This window comes from Anaerococcus cruorum, from assembly GCF_046365495.1.
GTDB classification, from domain to species: Bacteria; Bacillota; Clostridia; order Tissierellales; family Peptoniphilaceae; genus Anaerococcus; species Anaerococcus cruorum.
In genome coordinates, this window is sequence record NZ_JBGMEH010000008.1 from 107,647 (window position 1) to 121,917 (window position 14,271).

The following is a 14,271-nucleotide window of genomic DNA, read 5'->3' on the forward strand; positions in this document are numbered from 1 at the left end:
CTAAATAAGAAATCTTATAAATTATTTTTAGTTTGCATTCAAATAAAAAGAATGAAAAATAAGGTTAAAAAAAAGAACTTAATAGGAAAGCTAGACCAGAACGGAGCATGCAACTGTATTGTCATCTCGACTAAACGTAGCGCACGGAGAGATCTATATAAGACTCAGACGTCCTTAATTGTAATCATTATATTAAATATTAAGATTAATAAAAATAATAATTAAAGTTCAAAAGTCACATAAAGCAAGGATAGATTTCTCCATTCCGCTTCGCTCCAGTCGAAATGACAATAAGAGAACTTAAATATTGAAATAAACAGTCTTATACACTAATATATCTCTTGTTGGAATCAAGAGTCCAATATAACAATAAAAAGTCCTTTAAAATATTAAAAAAGAGCAAAAAAATAAGCGGTTATACCGCTAAAATAATTGGGCGTGGTGAAAGGGTTGGAATCTTTGAGCCTCATCTTCTCAAAGCTGTGAGCTGGCAATTGTATTTATGATTAAATAATAAAGAGCAAAAAAATAAGCGGTTATACCGCTAAAATAATTGGATGGAGTAAAAGGGTTGGAATCTTTGAGCCTCATCTTCTCAAAGCCAAGAGTTATCAATTGGATTTTTAATTTAATAAAAAAGAGCAAAAAAATAAGCGGTCATACCGCTAGATTAATTGGTCGGGGTGAAAGGGTTGGAATCTTTGAGCCTCATCTTCTCAAAGCTGTGAGCTGGCAATTGTATTTATGATTAAATAAAAAAGAGCAAAAAAATAAGCGGTCATACCGCTAGATTAATTGGTCGGGGTGAAAGGATTCGAACCTTCGACCTCATGTTCCCAAAACACGCGCGCTACCAAGCTGCGCCACACCCCGTTAAGTGATTACTATATAAGTATACACTCTTTTTTTTATTATGTCAAGGGTTTGTAAAAAGTTTTTTAAATAATCTTTACAAAGCTAATTTTAGACCTTTTTGTAAGAAGTCTGTTATAATAATACCATAAGAAAATTAGAATGTAAAATATTTTAATATTTAAGGGAATTGTATGATTGTTTTAGATGCAAAAGATTTTTCTAGCCAGGAAAAGTTTTATAAATTATTAAATGAAAATATTGAATTTTACTATTATGTAGAAAATTTAGATGCCTTATATGATTTTTTGGTTACTACAGATTATGATATAAGGATAATAAATTATAGGTATATGTTTATAAATTTAGGAGAATATGGACAAAGACTTGTAACTGTTTTTATCGATGCAGTTAAAGATTACGGTGCAAAAGTAAGTTTGGAGTATTGCGATGGCATATAAAAATAAGCAAAGGCAAATGAGAGATTTTGTTATAACAGAACTTATAAAAGGAAGGCTTAAATATGGCAATCCTCTTTTTGAAAAAAAGTTTTTTACAAGTAAGTTTAAAGTAAATCCCTCATACGTAGATGATGTTTTAAAAGACTTAGAAAAAGAAGACATCATCAGAAAAAATGGGGATAGTTATATAGTTTTTGCAAGTGATGAAAAAATTGCTTGGCTAAAAGATGAATTTTTACATGAGTATATAAATGATTTTTTAGCAAACTTAGATAATATAAATGTAAGTTTAAATCAGGCAATTGAAGTTTTAGAGCAAAGGAATATGGCAAATGGCTAAGGCAATAGAAGTTAAAAATTTTACAAAAAAATACAAGGATGTCATTGCCCTAGATGATGTTACGATAAATATTAATCTAGGAAAGATAACAGGAGTGATGGGGCCAAATGCCTCTGGAAAAACTACTTTACTAAAAGCTTTAGCTGGTTTTATCCGCCCGGATAATGGAGAAATACTCTTTGCAGGAGAAAAGATAAATAAATTTGATAAAAACAAACTTGCTTATTTGCCAGATGAGAAATTTCTTTTTGATTATCAATCTATAAAAGAAGCGGGGTTTATGTATAAGGACTTTTTTGCTGATTTTAATTATGATTTATTTGAAAAAACTTTGGAATACTTTCATCTAAATCCACAAGCAAAAATAGCAGGTCTTTCCAAAGGAGATTATAAAAAGCTAGGACTTTGTTTAAATTTAGCGCGTAATGCTGAGCTTTATATATTTGATGAACCGCTTGATGGTCTTGATCCTATATCAACTACAAAAATTATAGATTTAATAATTGATAAGATGAATGATGAAAAAACTTTTATAATCTCAACCCACCAGATAGCAAATATTGAAAACTTATTTGATGAAGCAATTTTCTTATCTAGGGGGAGTATCCATGATTTTGGTGATGCTAGAAATATTAGAGAACGCCATGACATGGATTTGGCAGATTATTATGATGAGATTTATTTAGGATAGTTATGAATAAGTTAGTAAAATATGATTTAAAAGCGAATAGTAGATTTATAAAAAATATACTAATCCTACAAATAATTTTAGTAGGCCTAAGCTTTCTAGGCCACGGACTTTTGAGTACCAATTACTTGACCAACCCAGTTTTTGCCAATGGAATATTTACTATATCTATTTTATTTTTTGTAATAATTAATCTTATCTATATGGTAAAACTTCTTAGCAAGGACTTTAAAAAGGGAACAATATTAAGATTTTCCCTCCCTCATGCTTTAAACAAAAGCATAGGGGCAAAAATAATAAACCTAGCCTTATTTTATATAGTAAATATGGTTTTGCTTTTTATATTTTTATGGGCCTTAAGGTATAAAATAACATCAGATATTATATATTTCCTAGTCTTAGGCCTAATGTGGCTATTAATTTGTGCAAATCTTGTTTACTTTTTTATGCAAATTAATAGATTTAGGCAAAAAAAATCTTATAAAGTCTACGGATTTTTAATAATCCTTGCCATTTTTGGTCTAGGTTTTATAAGCTGTAAATACTTTTCATTTGTCTTAGTAAATGGAGCTATCCAGCATGCAGGACCTATGAATTATGCCTTTGTTTTTCCATTTGCAGTGGGAGCCATGGACCTTTATAAAAATATAACACCATTGGTTTATTATTTTATAATTTTGTTAGTAGTTATTTTAGTAAATAAGAAAAATATGCAAAACAATATAGATTTATCATAGGAGCTATAATGAATGAAGTAAAAGAAATTATAAGAGATTCAAATAATATAGTATTTTTTGGCGGGGCAGGAGTTTCTACTGCTTCTGGTCTTCCAGATTTTAGGTCAGCAACTGGCCTTTATAATAAGGAAAATAATTCTAATTATTCTCCAGAATATATGCTAAGCCACGATTTTTTTGCAAGTCATCCAGATGAATTTATGAAATATGTAAAAGAAAATCTGATGATAGAAGGAGTTTTGCCAAATGACTGTCACTATGCTTTAGAAAAGTTAGAAAAAATGGGAAAGCTTCAAGGGATTATTACCCAAAATATAGATGGTCTCCACCAAAAGGCTGGAAGTAAAAATGTTATAGAGCTTCATGGAACATTAAATGATTATTATTGTGTTTCTTGTGGCGAAAAATATGATTTAGCCTATGTAAATAAATTCACAGATGTGCCAACATGTGAAAAATGCGGAGGTATTGTGCGTCCTGATATTGTCTTATATGGGGAAGGGCTAGATCAAAATAATATTTCCCATGCTATAAATTTAATATCTCATGCAGATGTTTTAATAATTGGTGGCACATCACTTGCAGTATATCCTGCAGCAGGCCTAATTGATTTTTATAATGGTAACAAGCTTGTTTTAATCAACAAAGATGATACAGGCAGGGAAAGTGCAGCTGATTATGTTATTAAAGGAGATATTAGTAAAATAATGAGAGAGTTAGTTGAGGATATTGATGAAAGATAGATTTAATATAGATGAATACGGCATATTTTTGATATGGCTTGGGATTATTTTTAGTCTTTTAGCCTACTTTACCCATTCACAATTTTTAGATGCCTTAGCTTTAGTAAATGTAATCTATGCTATATTTAGATTTTTTTCTAGGAATAAGGCCAAAAGAATGGCAGAAAATATGCAGTTTAAACAAAGATTTTTAATTCCTATTAAAAAATCATTTAAAGGCTTTAAAAATGAAACTGTGGGAGATAAAAAATTTAAATATGTTTCTTGCCCTCAGTGTGGCCAAAAATTACGTATACCAAAGAAAAAAGGAAAAATAAAAGTAAGATGTCCAAAGTGTGGAACTAAGTTTGATGCTAGAAGTTAATTCTAGCATCTTTTAAATTAAAGCGATAAGTTGTATAATTTTTCTAGAAAGAGGGGTTAAAAATGGAAAGAATAATAGGAACAAGATCACTAGGACTTCGTGCACCAATTATTGAAAAAGGTGATAATTTAGAAGATATAGTTTTTGAAATTGTAAAAAAAGCAAGTGAAAACCACGATATTACAATTAATGATAAGGATGTAGTCTGTGTAACAGAATCTCTTGTAGCGCGCGCTCAAGGAAATTATGCAAGTATTGAGCAAATTGCAAAAGATATCAACAACAAATTTAGTGGAGATGAATTAGTAGTTTTATTTCCAATCTTATCTAGAAATAGATTCTCTATTTTATTAAAGGCTATAGCTTTATCTGGCAAAAAACTACATATTTGCTTATCTTATCCACAAGATGAGGTAGGAAATTACTTGATGGATGAGATGGATTTATTTAATAGCAATATAAATCCTTACCAAGATGTATTAGATATAGATCAGTTTAGAAAAATTGCAGGAGAATATAGACACACCTTTACTGGTATGGACTATCCAGCTTTATATACAGAGCTTGCACCAAATTCTGAAATACATTTTCTAAACAATCCGGTAGATAGCTTAAAGTTTGCTGATGAAGTTTTAGTTTGTTCAATCCATACTAGAAATATTATAAAAAGACAATTAAAAGAAGCAGGTGGGAAAAATATCCTATCTCTTGATGAGATATTAACTGAGCCTGTAGATGGATCTGGTTTTAATAAAGATTATGGTTTGCTTGGATCAAATTTATCTACAGAAGGTGAAGTAAAACTTTTCCCAAGAGATGGAGAAGACTTTGTAGCAAACCTACAAAAGAAATTGGTAGATCATTTTGATAAGAAAATCGAAGTTATGATTTATGGAGATGGGGCTTTTAAAGATCCTGTAGGAAAGATATGGGAACTAGCAGATCCTATCGTATCTCCTGCATTTACTAAGGGTCTTGGCGGAACTCCTAGCGAATTAAAAATAAAATATATAGCTGATAATGAGCTAGCAGATTTATCTATAGAAGAGAGAACATCGGCTATGGTAGATAGAATTTCTAAAAAAGAAAAAGAATTAGTCGGCAAAAACGAAACACTAGGAACAACTCCAAGGCAAATTACCGATCTTTTAGGTTCTCTTGCAGACCTTACATCAGGATCAGGGGATAAGGGTACACCTATTGTTCTAATCCAGGGATATTTTGACAATTATTCAGATAATTAATTTTAAGGAGCTTTAGCTGTGGATGGATCTGAGCGCCAGGAAAAGAAAGATAACAAAAATTTTGGCAAAAAATTTGTAAATGATTATATAGAAAAAAGAGCAGAAGCAAAATACAACCACGACCCTATGGATGAGCTAGAAAGGTATCTTATGATGTCTTTTGCGGCCATTCTTATGGCTTGTGGTACACATTTTTTTAAATATCCGAACTCTTTTGTAATTGGAGGGGTAGAAGGGATGAGTATTATTGCATCAACTTTTGTGCCCTTTACCCGCCCTCAAATTACTCTATTTATAAATATAGTTTTACTTACTATTGGATATTTTGTTTTAGGCAAGCACTTTGCTTTAAGAACAGGTTATGTAGCAATATTAAATTCACTAACAGCTTTGGGTCTTGATTATATAGCACCCATAGCTGGGCCACTTACTGATAATAATTTGTTAGAGCTTATTTTTACCTTGCTAATTTCAGCTTTTGGTTCAGCAATATTATTTAACCTTGCTGCAAGCTCTGGTGGAACTGATATTATTGCTATGATTATTAAAAAATACTCTTCTTTAGAAGTTGGAAAAGCTCTTTTATGTGTAGATAGTGTTTTTACGGTAGCTTCTATTTGGATATTTGACATAGAAATTGGGCTCTTATCTATCCTAGGCTTACTTTTAAAAGGTGTTTTCGTAGATGTTATAATCCAGTCACTAAATACAGATAAACTTTTTATAATTATAACTACAAAACCAGAAGAAGTAGGCAGCTTTATACGTGAGGACTTAAATAGGTCTGCTACTGTTATGAATGGGGTAGGACTTTATAAAGGCATCCACAGATTTGTATTTTTATTAGTATTATCTCCTAAAGAAGCACCATTATTTAGAAACTATATAAAAGGAGTAGATCCATCAGCCTTTATTACCATCATCAATACATCAAAAATAATTGGTAAAGGATTTTACTTAACCAGTGATAAAGAGTAGGAGTAACTGTTGAATATATTAGTAAGTTGTGACACAAATTATATAAAACCTCTAAAAACTATGTTTTATTCGTTATTTTTAACCAATAAAACTGATATAGATATTTATATCATGCACTCATCTATTAGTGATGATGATATAAAAGATTTAGAAGAATATGTATATAAAAAATCAAATAATAAAGCAAGGTTAATAAATGTAAGGGTAGAAGATGAATTTTCAAATGCCCTCACAACTTTTTATTACACAAGTGAGATGTATTATAGGTTGATTGCCTATAAATATTTGCCAGAAGATTTGGATAAGATTTTATACCTAGACCCTGATATTTTGGTATTAAATTCTTTAGAAGAACTTTATAAGCAAAGTTTTGATGGCAACTTATTTATGGCTGCTATCCATACAACTCCAACTGTCCAATCAGCCAATAAGGCTAGGCTTATAGTAACCAGTGAAAAAAGAGATATAAATAATTACTATAATTCTGGGATACTAATGATAAATCTAGCTAAGGCTCGTCAAAATTCTTATGAAGATAAGATAATAGCATATGTAAATTCTACATCTAAAGCGGGGTTAATGATGCCTGACCAAGATTTATTAAATGTAGTTTTTAGAAATGAAATAAAAGAAATACCCGAGCTTAAATATAATTATGATGCAAGGAGATTTTCTACTTATAAAATTCTTTATAATTATGAAATAGAAGATGTGATGGCAAAGACATCCATATTACATTTTTGTGGCAAAAGAAAGCCTTGGCATGAGAATTCCTTAGGGAAATTTAACTCACTATACAAATTTATGTGGCAAAGAGCACTCTATAATTAGGGTGCCTTTTTTAATTGAAATGTGTAGAAATTAAGTGTAAAATAAGAGTGAGAAACTATGGATGGAGAATGATATGAAGTCAAAAAACAAAATTTGTAAATGTCTTTGTCTTTTAGTGGCTTTAGTTAAAATTCAACCATCCTATGCTGAGGAAAAAGAGCCGGATAGCTCAGTAACTCAACAGACAGATATAAAAAGTGGGGATGAGATAACTATTACTGAAGTAGAACCAGAACAATCTACTAAAGCTCCTGCCCCTATTACAGTTGAAGAACAAAAGCCTCAAAAGCCAGCTGGTAAAAAACCAGTAGAAAAGCAAACAGAAAATGTAGAAACAAAAACGCCAACAACACCCACTGTTGATCCTAGAGCAGCTGAGGTTAATGAAAGAGTAAATCAAAAATATAGAGAAGAGCAAAAAGCTAAACAAAATCAAAAGACAGAAACTAAGACACAAGCGGCTCCTAAAATAGAGTCAGCTAAAAAACCAAAAAATGAAGAAATATCTAACGGTGAAATAGATGCTTTAATAAAAGAGCTAGAGGAAAACACATCAGCAATTCAATCCCAGCTAAAAGATACAAATTCAGTTCAAAGAAAATCTAAGCCAGTAGAGGATTACACAAAAGCAGTCGATCGTGTAAATAACACAATAAAGTCTAATAATATTAGCAAGGAAGATAGCAAAAAAATTGCTGATACTACCAGTAAAATAGTTGCAGAATATAACAAGAAAATAGAATCAGCAAAGACTGCAGAAGAAAAAGAGGCCTTAGTCAAGGAAGCAAGCCAAAAAATAAATGAAAATTTGGCAAAAGTATCAGAAGACCTTGTTCAAATGAGTAAAGAAAATCCATCGCTCTACGATCAAAAAAATGAAACCCTTGTTTTAGAAATAGAAGCTACTGATAAAGAAAACAGTGATAAAAATCATAAGAATACTACTGTATCAAAAACTAGTTCTGTTGAGAAATCACCGAAACTTGCTAGCGAAAATAAGTACGATCAGTTTTTTAAATTTGCCATTGCTATATTTGTAGTATTTTTAATATCGTTATCAATTAGTTTAGCACATGTATTAAGAAAAAAAGATAAAAACAACCCATAAGTCCTGAGGGACTTTTTTTATTAAAATAAAAAGAGGCTTAAAAAAGCCTCTATCGTTTTAATATTATTCTTGTGGTTCAAACATATCTTTGCCTACTCCACAAATTGGGCAAACCCAATCTTCTGGAAGTTGGTCAAATTCTGTACCAGCTTCGATTCCGTTATCAACATCTCCTTCAGCTGGATCATAAATGTATCCACATGCTGTACATACGTATTTCATATCAATGTCTCCTTTCATTGTTATTACATATATATTATACCACTTTTTGCAAATTTTAATACATTATTTACGATTAAGATAAAAATTTGCCTCTTTGGGTATAAAGTTATTAGCTTAAGGAGTGTATTATGGAGATTATTAGAAATCTCATACATAGTGACCTGGATATTATAAAAGAGTTTAGAGATGAGACTATAGACTTTTTAAAAAATTCAAATTATGATGATGATATCATTTTTAAAATTAGGTTAGTTTTGGATGAACTTATCACAAATTCTTATAAGCATGGCAATCAAAAAAAATATGAAAAAATGATTGACATTATAATGCTTTTAGACAGGAACTATTGTATGATAAAAGTAAAAGATGAAGGTGATGGGATAAACTATACCAACGAAGGCGATATTTTATCAGACCATGGTAGGGGTATAAAACTTGTCTATAACTTAGCTGACAATTTAATAGTACAAGATAATATTATATCAGCATTTTTACTTTTAGATAAATAAAAAAGTTAGTTAAAACACCTGGGATTTTTTTTAGCTAGGTGTTTTTTTATTATGTTTATTGATAATATATCCACAATCGATATAATATATTGATAGAATTTATAAGTTTGAAAGAAGGAATTATGAAAAGAGAAGATATAAGAAATGTAGCCATTATTGCCCACGTTGACCATGGTAAAACTACCTTAGTAGATGGACTTTTAAGAAGTTCAGGTACTTTTAGAGAAAACCAAGAGGTAAATGAGAGAGTAATGGACTCAAACAGTATTGAAAAAGAAAGAGGAATTACAATTCTTTCTAAAAATACTGCTATTCACTATAAAGATACAAAAATAAATATTATAGATACACCAGGCCACGCGGACTTTGGTGGAGAAGTAGAACGTGTTTTAAATATGGCTGAGTCTGTTGTTTTAGTTGTAGATAGCCACGAAGGACCTATGCCTCAAACAAAATTTGTTTTAAGAAAAGCAATCGAACTTGGATTGCCAGCTATTATTTGTATAAATAAAGTTGATAGACCAGACCAAAGAATAGATGAAGTAGAGGATGAAGTTCTAGATTTATTTATCTCCCTTGATGCAGATGAATCATATTTAGAAAGTCCATTTATCTATGCATCAGCCAAAAACGGATGGGCATCTTTAGAAAAAGGCACTGTAAAAAATGATATGACAGACCTACTTGATACAATCATTGACTACACACCAGCCTTTGAAGCAGATGAAAATGCTCCATTTAAAGTCTTAGTATCAACAACTGACTACAACTCATTTTTAGGCTCTATTGCTATCGGTAAAGTTGAACAAGGTGTTATAAAGAAAAATGCCAATGCAGTAATTACAAATTATAACGAAGAAGACCGCCACCAAAAATCAAAAATTGTTACAATTTACGAATTTGACGGACTTGAAAGAGTAGAAGTAGAAGAAGCAAAATTTGGATCAATAGTTGCCCTATCAGGTATGGAAGATATATCAATAGGAGATACTATTGGTACAGAAGAAGATAGTGATCCAATTGAGTTTACAAAAATATCTGAACCAACACTTTCTATGACATTCTCAGTAAATGATTCACCATTTGCAGGTCGTGATGGTAAATTTGTAACCAGCCGCCACTTAAGAGAAAGATTATTTAAAGAAAAAGAAACTGATGTTTCATTAAAAGTAGAAAACACTGATTCTACAGAAAGCTTTAAGGTTTCAGGACGTGGAGAGCTACACCTATCAGTTTTAATTGAAAACTTAAGACGTGAAGGCTACGAATTCCAAGTTTCTAAACCAGAAGTTATGTTTAAAGAAATTGATGGAAAAAGAAATGAACCCATAGAAATTGCAACAATAGATGTTGATCAAGAATATACAGGATCAGTTATAGAAAAATTAGGTCGCAGAAAAGGTGAACTAATAGATATGACTCCAACCTCATCTGGTTATACAAGAATGGTATTTAGAATCCCAGCTCGTGGTCTAATAGGTTATAGAACAGAATTTTTAACAGATACAAAAGGAACTGGTATTTTAAACTCAGAGTTTGAAGAATATGCTCCATACAAGGGAGATATCGAAACTCGTCAAGATGGATCACTTATTGCAAGTGAACAAGGAATTGCTAGAGCCTACGGTCTAAATTCTGCCCAATCACGTGGACTTTTATTCATAGAGGCAGGAGAAGAAGTTTACGAGGGTGAAGTAGTTGGTATGAATGCCAAAGGTTTAGACATAGATGTAAATGTCTGCAAAACTAAAAAATTAACCAACACTCGTGCTTCAGGATCAGATGATGCCATAGTCTTAACTCCTCCAAAGAAAATGAGTGTTGAAGAAATGATGGAATTTGTAGAAGATGATGAGCTTATAGAAGTAACTCCAAACAATTTAAGAATTAGAAAAAGAATTCTAGATAGTAATTTAAGATATAAGTCAAAGAAAAATAAATAAGAGGTTCTTATGGATAGAAGGTTTGAAAGAACACTTAGCCAAATCTTAAGTGTTGTAGTACTGCTAGTGTTTTTAATAACTATAATATCAGCAAATTTTAATATATGGCTTATTAGCTATATCTGGTCAGCAGGTTTTATCCTAGCTTGGATTTTGATGCTTATTTTTGGGCTTCATGTATTATTTCAAAAAAATTCTTATGGTACGTCCATTTTTGTAGCGATTATTACAGCATTAGCCTTTGCTGGTTTAAGTATTCCAGCAATCTTAGTATTAGCTAGATTTATTCCAGGTTTGCCTGTTGGACTTAACTTTAATAATCAAATTTTAAATACTTATAGTCAATTAGCTACCTATACTTTGCTTATAGTAAGTTACTTTGCGCATGTACTTAACTCTATAAGGCTTAAAAATAAAATTGAAGAGCATTTAGAATATCATACTGAGCAAACTTTAAATAGAAGTGAACTTAATGAAAATTTAGAAATTAACGAAAATTTGCATAATGATAGTGAAGTTGAGTATAATATAACAAAGGACGCAGAAGAAAAAATAGTCTTTGAAGCAGATGATAGTAAAGATTCTACTTATAACACTGAAAAAGTAACACTTGTAGAAGACTTAACAGATGAAGATTTAAAATTTAGGAAAGATGAGGATAATAATGGCTAAAGACAATGGAGTATCATTATCGGTTATAAAAAGATTACCTAAATATTATAGGTATCTAGAAAGTATAAATGATCGTGGGATAGTAAGAGTATCATCCAAAGAATTATCAGAAATTACAGGACTTACAGCTAGTCAAATCAGACAAGATTTAAACCACTATGGCTGTTTTGGCCAACAAGGTTATGGCTACAATGTCCGTGAGTTAATGGATGAGTTATCAAAAATAATTGGTGTAGATAAAAAATATAAAATGGTATTAGTAGGTTTTGGTAATATAGGCCATGCCCTTTACCAATATAAAACATTTAAAGATTTAGGTTATAACATCGATGCAGTTTTTGATTTAGAAGCTCGTGAATCTAACGAAAATGATCCAGAAATCCTAGATATAGAAAAACTTCCACAATACTTAAAAGATAATAAAGTTGATATAGGTATTATTTCAACTCCAAAAGATGCCAGCCAAGGAGTATGTGATATACTTTGTGAGGGTAATGTATCTGGTATATGGAACTTCTCACCAGTAGATATAAAAACAAAAAATGATGTAGTACTAGAAAATGTCCACCTTGATGAGTCATTATTTACCTTGACATACTTCATCAATTCGCCAGAGGACTTTAATTTTTAAAAATGAATATACTTACAGCAAGCAATTTGAGTAAATCATATCCGACCAAGGATATATTTTCAAATGTTAGTTTTAAGATTGAAAAGGGTGATAAAGTTGGCCTCATTGGAGTAAATGGGGCCGGCAAATCCACCCTTTTTAAAATTCTCATGGGAGAAAATGAAAAAGATAGTGGGGAAGTCTATATACCCAATAATGTCAAGGTAGGGTATTTAGAACAAATACTAACTATCGATTATAGTATCAGCATATACGATTATTGTATGAGAGTATTTGATAATATAATTGAAATAGAAGCAAATTTAAGAAAAATAGAGCAAAAACTAGCTAATCCTGATATAGATCCAGAAAAAATGGAAAATCTTTTGGCAGAACATACCAAACTTTTTGAGCAATTTGAAGAAAAAAATGGTTATGCTATAAAATCAGAGCTAGAAGGTACACTAAAAGCCATGGGCTTTAGTGAAGAAGACTTTGATAAAGATATTACTATGCTTTCTGGTGGCCAAAAGGCAAGAGTGGAACTCGCTTATTTACTTTTAGAAAAACCAGACTTAATTTTACTAGATGAGCCAACCAACCACTTAGATATAAATGCTATTAGGTTTTTAGAAAACTTTATCAAAAACTATAGTGGGTCAGTAATAGTAATCTCCCACGATAGATATTTTTTAGATAATACAGTAAACAGGATATTTCTTTTAGAAAATGGTGGGCTTGCAACTTATGATGGGGACTATACAAGCTTTGTAAAAAAACGTAAAAAAGAACTTCAAGTTCGCATGCACCAATACAAAAACCAACAAAAAGAAATAGACCGCCAAGAAGAAATCATTGACCGTCTAAAAAATCAAGGAGGGTCCAAAAGAAAAAGAGGCATTTCCCAGTCCCGTTCCCGCCAAAAGTTATTAGATAAAATGGAAAAAATTGAAATGCCAGAAACCATTCAAAACTCTATGAAGTTAAAATTTACCCCACGTATCCAAAGTGGGGAAGATGTGCTAAAGGTAGAAAATTTAGAAAAATCCTTTAATGATAAGGAAATTTTTAAAAATATCTCCTTTAATCTTTATAGAAACGAGCGAACAGCCATCATTGGAGAAAATGGAGTTGGAAAAACAACTCTATTTAAAATAATCATGGGCGAAGAAATGCCAAGTGCTGGTAAGGTAAAAATAGGACAAAGTGTAAATATTGGATATTTTGATCAAGAGCAAAAATCTTTAAATTTAGAAAATACTATTTTTGATGAGATAAGAGAAACTTATCCTATGCTTACAAATTTTGAAATCAGATCATACCTTGCAAAGTTTATGTTTTATGGAGATGATGTTGATCGTGAAATAGCAGAACTTTCTGGTGGGGAACGTGCTAGGATTTCACTTTTAAAATTAATGATATCAGATACAAATTTTATCTTAATGGATGAGCCGACCAACCACTTAGACATTGACTCCAAAGAAATTTTAGAAGATGCTATTCTAGATTATGAGGGAAGCATGCTAATTATTAGCCACGACAGGTATTTTTTAAATAAGATTGCTGTTAAAATATTAGATATGAAAGCTGATGGGATGGATGAGTATTTGGGTAACTATACTTATTATGAAAATAAACAAAAAGAGCTAAATGAAACTAGTGATCAAGCTCCAACCATTAGCAAGACCCGACTTGTAAAAGAAAAGAAAAAACAAAATCTAAAGAAAAACGAAATTAAAAAAATTAAGAATGATATTAGAGATGCAGAAAATCAAATGGAAGCTATCGATAGTGAAATAGCAAAGCTAACTGATTTGACCCTAGCTGATAATTTTTACTCTGATCAAGAAAATGTAGTAGAGACCTTTGCCCGTATTAAAGATCTTGAAAATAAAAAAGAAGAACTTGATGAAAAATGGCTAGAGCTTAGCCTGAGCCTTGAAGATTGATATCGTTGTGAGGAAAATAA

General features: G+C 31.1%; 16 protein-coding genes and 1 tRNA gene. 15 read left to right on the top strand and 2 right to left on the bottom strand.

The features are described from left to right. Positions 1 to 796: 796 nt before the first annotated feature. Positions 797 to 873: transfer RNA gene (locus ACCQ40_RS07760), tRNA-Pro, on the bottom strand. 173 nt (positions 874 to 1,046) lie between these two features. Between ACCQ40_RS07760 and ACCQ40_RS07765 the strand changes: the two genes are divergently transcribed. The 10 genes from ACCQ40_RS07765 (at position 1,047) to ACCQ40_RS07810 (ending at position 8,346) form a co-directional block, all read left to right on the top strand. Further along, positions 1,047 to 1,313 carry a barstar family protein gene (locus ACCQ40_RS07765; protein ID WP_410033278.1) on the top strand — a complete coding sequence of 89 codons (267 nt, stop codon included), beginning with the start codon at positions 1,047 to 1,049 and terminating at the stop codon, positions 1,311 to 1,313. Next, entirely contained in the window at positions 1,303 to 1,653 is a 351-nt protein-coding gene (locus ACCQ40_RS07770; protein WP_410033279.1) for a GntR family transcriptional regulator, read from the top strand. The genes ACCQ40_RS07765 and ACCQ40_RS07770 overlap by 11 nt, the downstream gene beginning before the upstream one ends. Beyond that, entirely contained in the window at positions 1,646 to 2,344 is a 699-nt protein-coding gene (locus tag ACCQ40_RS07775; protein WP_410033280.1) for an ABC transporter ATP-binding protein, read from the top strand. Before ACCQ40_RS07770 ends, ACCQ40_RS07775 begins: the two co-directional genes overlap by 8 nt. Positions 2,345 to 2,346: 2 nt before the next feature. Further along, positions 2,347 to 3,078 carry a hypothetical protein gene (locus ACCQ40_RS07780; RefSeq protein ID WP_410033281.1) on the top strand — a complete coding sequence of 244 codons (732 nt, stop codon included), beginning with the start codon at positions 2,347 to 2,349 and terminating at the stop codon, positions 3,076 to 3,078. 8 nt (positions 3,079 to 3,086) lie between these two features. Beyond that, on the top strand, positions 3,087 to 3,821 hold the full coding sequence (locus ACCQ40_RS07785; RefSeq protein WP_410033282.1) for an NAD-dependent protein deacylase: 735 nt from the start codon (positions 3,087 to 3,089) through the stop codon (positions 3,819 to 3,821). Further along, complete coding sequence (locus ACCQ40_RS07790; protein ID WP_410033283.1) at positions 3,811 to 4,185, top strand: zinc ribbon domain-containing protein; 375 nt, start codon at positions 3,811 to 3,813, stop codon at positions 4,183 to 4,185. Before ACCQ40_RS07785 ends, ACCQ40_RS07790 begins: the two co-directional genes overlap by 11 nt. Before the next feature lie 62 nt (positions 4,186 to 4,247). Continuing rightward, entirely contained in the window at positions 4,248 to 5,429 is a 1,182-nt protein-coding gene (locus ACCQ40_RS07795) for a coenzyme F420-0:L-glutamate ligase (protein WP_410033284.1), read from the top strand. A gap of 18 nt (positions 5,430 to 5,447) precedes the next feature. Next, positions 5,448 to 6,407 (top strand): YitT family protein, encoded by a 960-nt coding sequence (locus ACCQ40_RS07800; RefSeq protein WP_410033285.1) that lies wholly within the window; start codon positions 5,448 to 5,450, stop codon positions 6,405 to 6,407. Positions 6,408 to 6,416: 9 nt separating this feature from the next. Next, positions 6,417 to 7,238 carry a glycosyltransferase family 8 protein gene (locus tag ACCQ40_RS07805; RefSeq protein WP_410033286.1) on the top strand — a complete coding sequence of 274 codons (822 nt, stop codon included), beginning with the start codon at positions 6,417 to 6,419 and terminating at the stop codon, positions 7,236 to 7,238. Between the two features lie 115 nt (positions 7,239 to 7,353). After that, positions 7,354 to 8,346, top strand: coding sequence for a hypothetical protein (locus ACCQ40_RS07810; protein WP_410033287.1), 993 nt, complete (start codon positions 7,354 to 7,356; stop codon positions 8,344 to 8,346). A 63-nt stretch (positions 8,347 to 8,409) separates the two neighbouring features. On the opposite strand, the gene rd is transcribed toward ACCQ40_RS07810, so the two are convergent. Next, on the bottom strand, positions 8,410 to 8,568 hold the full coding sequence (gene rd / locus ACCQ40_RS07815; RefSeq protein WP_101540267.1) for a rubredoxin: 159 nt from the start codon (positions 8,566 to 8,568) through the stop codon (positions 8,410 to 8,412). Between the two features lie 128 nt (positions 8,569 to 8,696). Here rd and ACCQ40_RS07820 point away from each other — a divergent pair, with 128 nt between their 5' ends. The 5 genes from ACCQ40_RS07820 (at position 8,697) to abc-f (ending at position 14,251) form a co-directional block, all read left to right on the top strand. Then, positions 8,697 to 9,077 (top strand): ATP-binding protein, encoded by a 381-nt coding sequence (locus ACCQ40_RS07820; protein WP_410033288.1) that lies wholly within the window; start codon positions 8,697 to 8,699, stop codon positions 9,075 to 9,077. Between the two features lie 122 nt (positions 9,078 to 9,199). Continuing rightward, complete coding sequence (gene typA, locus ACCQ40_RS07825; RefSeq protein WP_394018854.1) at positions 9,200 to 11,020, top strand: translational GTPase TypA; 1,821 nt, start codon at positions 9,200 to 9,202, stop codon at positions 11,018 to 11,020. 9 nt (positions 11,021 to 11,029) lie between these two features. Then, positions 11,030 to 11,692 carry a hypothetical protein gene (locus ACCQ40_RS07830; protein WP_394011154.1) on the top strand — a complete coding sequence of 221 codons (663 nt, stop codon included), beginning with the start codon at positions 11,030 to 11,032 and terminating at the stop codon, positions 11,690 to 11,692. Further along, the gene (locus ACCQ40_RS07835; protein WP_394018850.1) at positions 11,685 to 12,323 is read left to right on the top strand and encodes a redox-sensing transcriptional repressor Rex; all 639 of its coding nucleotides are present in this window, start codon (positions 11,685 to 11,687) and stop codon (positions 12,321 to 12,323) included. Before ACCQ40_RS07830 ends, ACCQ40_RS07835 begins: the two co-directional genes overlap by 8 nt. 2 nt (positions 12,324 to 12,325) lie before the next feature. Then, on the top strand, positions 12,326 to 14,251 hold the full coding sequence (abc-f, locus tag ACCQ40_RS07840) for a ribosomal protection-like ABC-F family protein (RefSeq protein ID WP_410033289.1): 1,926 nt from the start codon (positions 12,326 to 12,328) through the stop codon (positions 14,249 to 14,251). Positions 14,252 to 14,271: the final 20 nt, after the last annotated feature.

Bases quoted from the DNA above. Each gene is read 5' to 3' on its own strand.
- ACCQ40_RS07765 (WP_410033278.1), top strand. From the start codon at position 1,047: ATGATTGTTTTAGATGCAAAAGATTTTTCTAGCCAGGAAAAGTTTTAT.
- ACCQ40_RS07770 (WP_410033279.1), top strand. From the start codon at position 1,303: ATGGCATATAAAAATAAGCAAAGGCAAATGAGAGATTTTGTTATAACA.
- ACCQ40_RS07775 (WP_410033280.1), top strand. From the start codon at position 1,646: ATGGCTAAGGCAATAGAAGTTAAAAATTTTACAAAAAAATACAAGGAT.
- ACCQ40_RS07780 (WP_410033281.1), top strand. From the start codon at position 2,347: ATGAATAAGTTAGTAAAATATGATTTAAAAGCGAATAGTAGATTTATA.
- ACCQ40_RS07785 (WP_410033282.1), top strand. From the start codon at position 3,087: ATGAATGAAGTAAAAGAAATTATAAGAGATTCAAATAATATAGTATTT.
- ACCQ40_RS07790 (WP_410033283.1), top strand. From the start codon at position 3,811: ATGAAAGATAGATTTAATATAGATGAATACGGCATATTTTTGATATGG.
- ACCQ40_RS07795 (WP_410033284.1), top strand. From the start codon at position 4,248: ATGGAAAGAATAATAGGAACAAGATCACTAGGACTTCGTGCACCAATT.
- rd (WP_101540267.1), bottom strand. From the start codon at position 8,568: ATGAAATACGTATGTACAGCATGTGGATACATTTATGATCCAGCTGAA.
- ACCQ40_RS07820 (WP_410033288.1), top strand. From the start codon at position 8,697: ATGGAGATTATTAGAAATCTCATACATAGTGACCTGGATATTATAAAA.
- typA (WP_394018854.1), top strand. From the start codon at position 9,200: ATGAAAAGAGAAGATATAAGAAATGTAGCCATTATTGCCCACGTTGAC.
- ACCQ40_RS07830 (WP_394011154.1), top strand. From the start codon at position 11,030: ATGGATAGAAGGTTTGAAAGAACACTTAGCCAAATCTTAAGTGTTGTA.
- ACCQ40_RS07835 (WP_394018850.1), top strand. From the start codon at position 11,685: ATGGCTAAAGACAATGGAGTATCATTATCGGTTATAAAAAGATTACCT.
- abc-f (WP_410033289.1), top strand. From the start codon at position 12,326: ATGAATATACTTACAGCAAGCAATTTGAGTAAATCATATCCGACCAAG.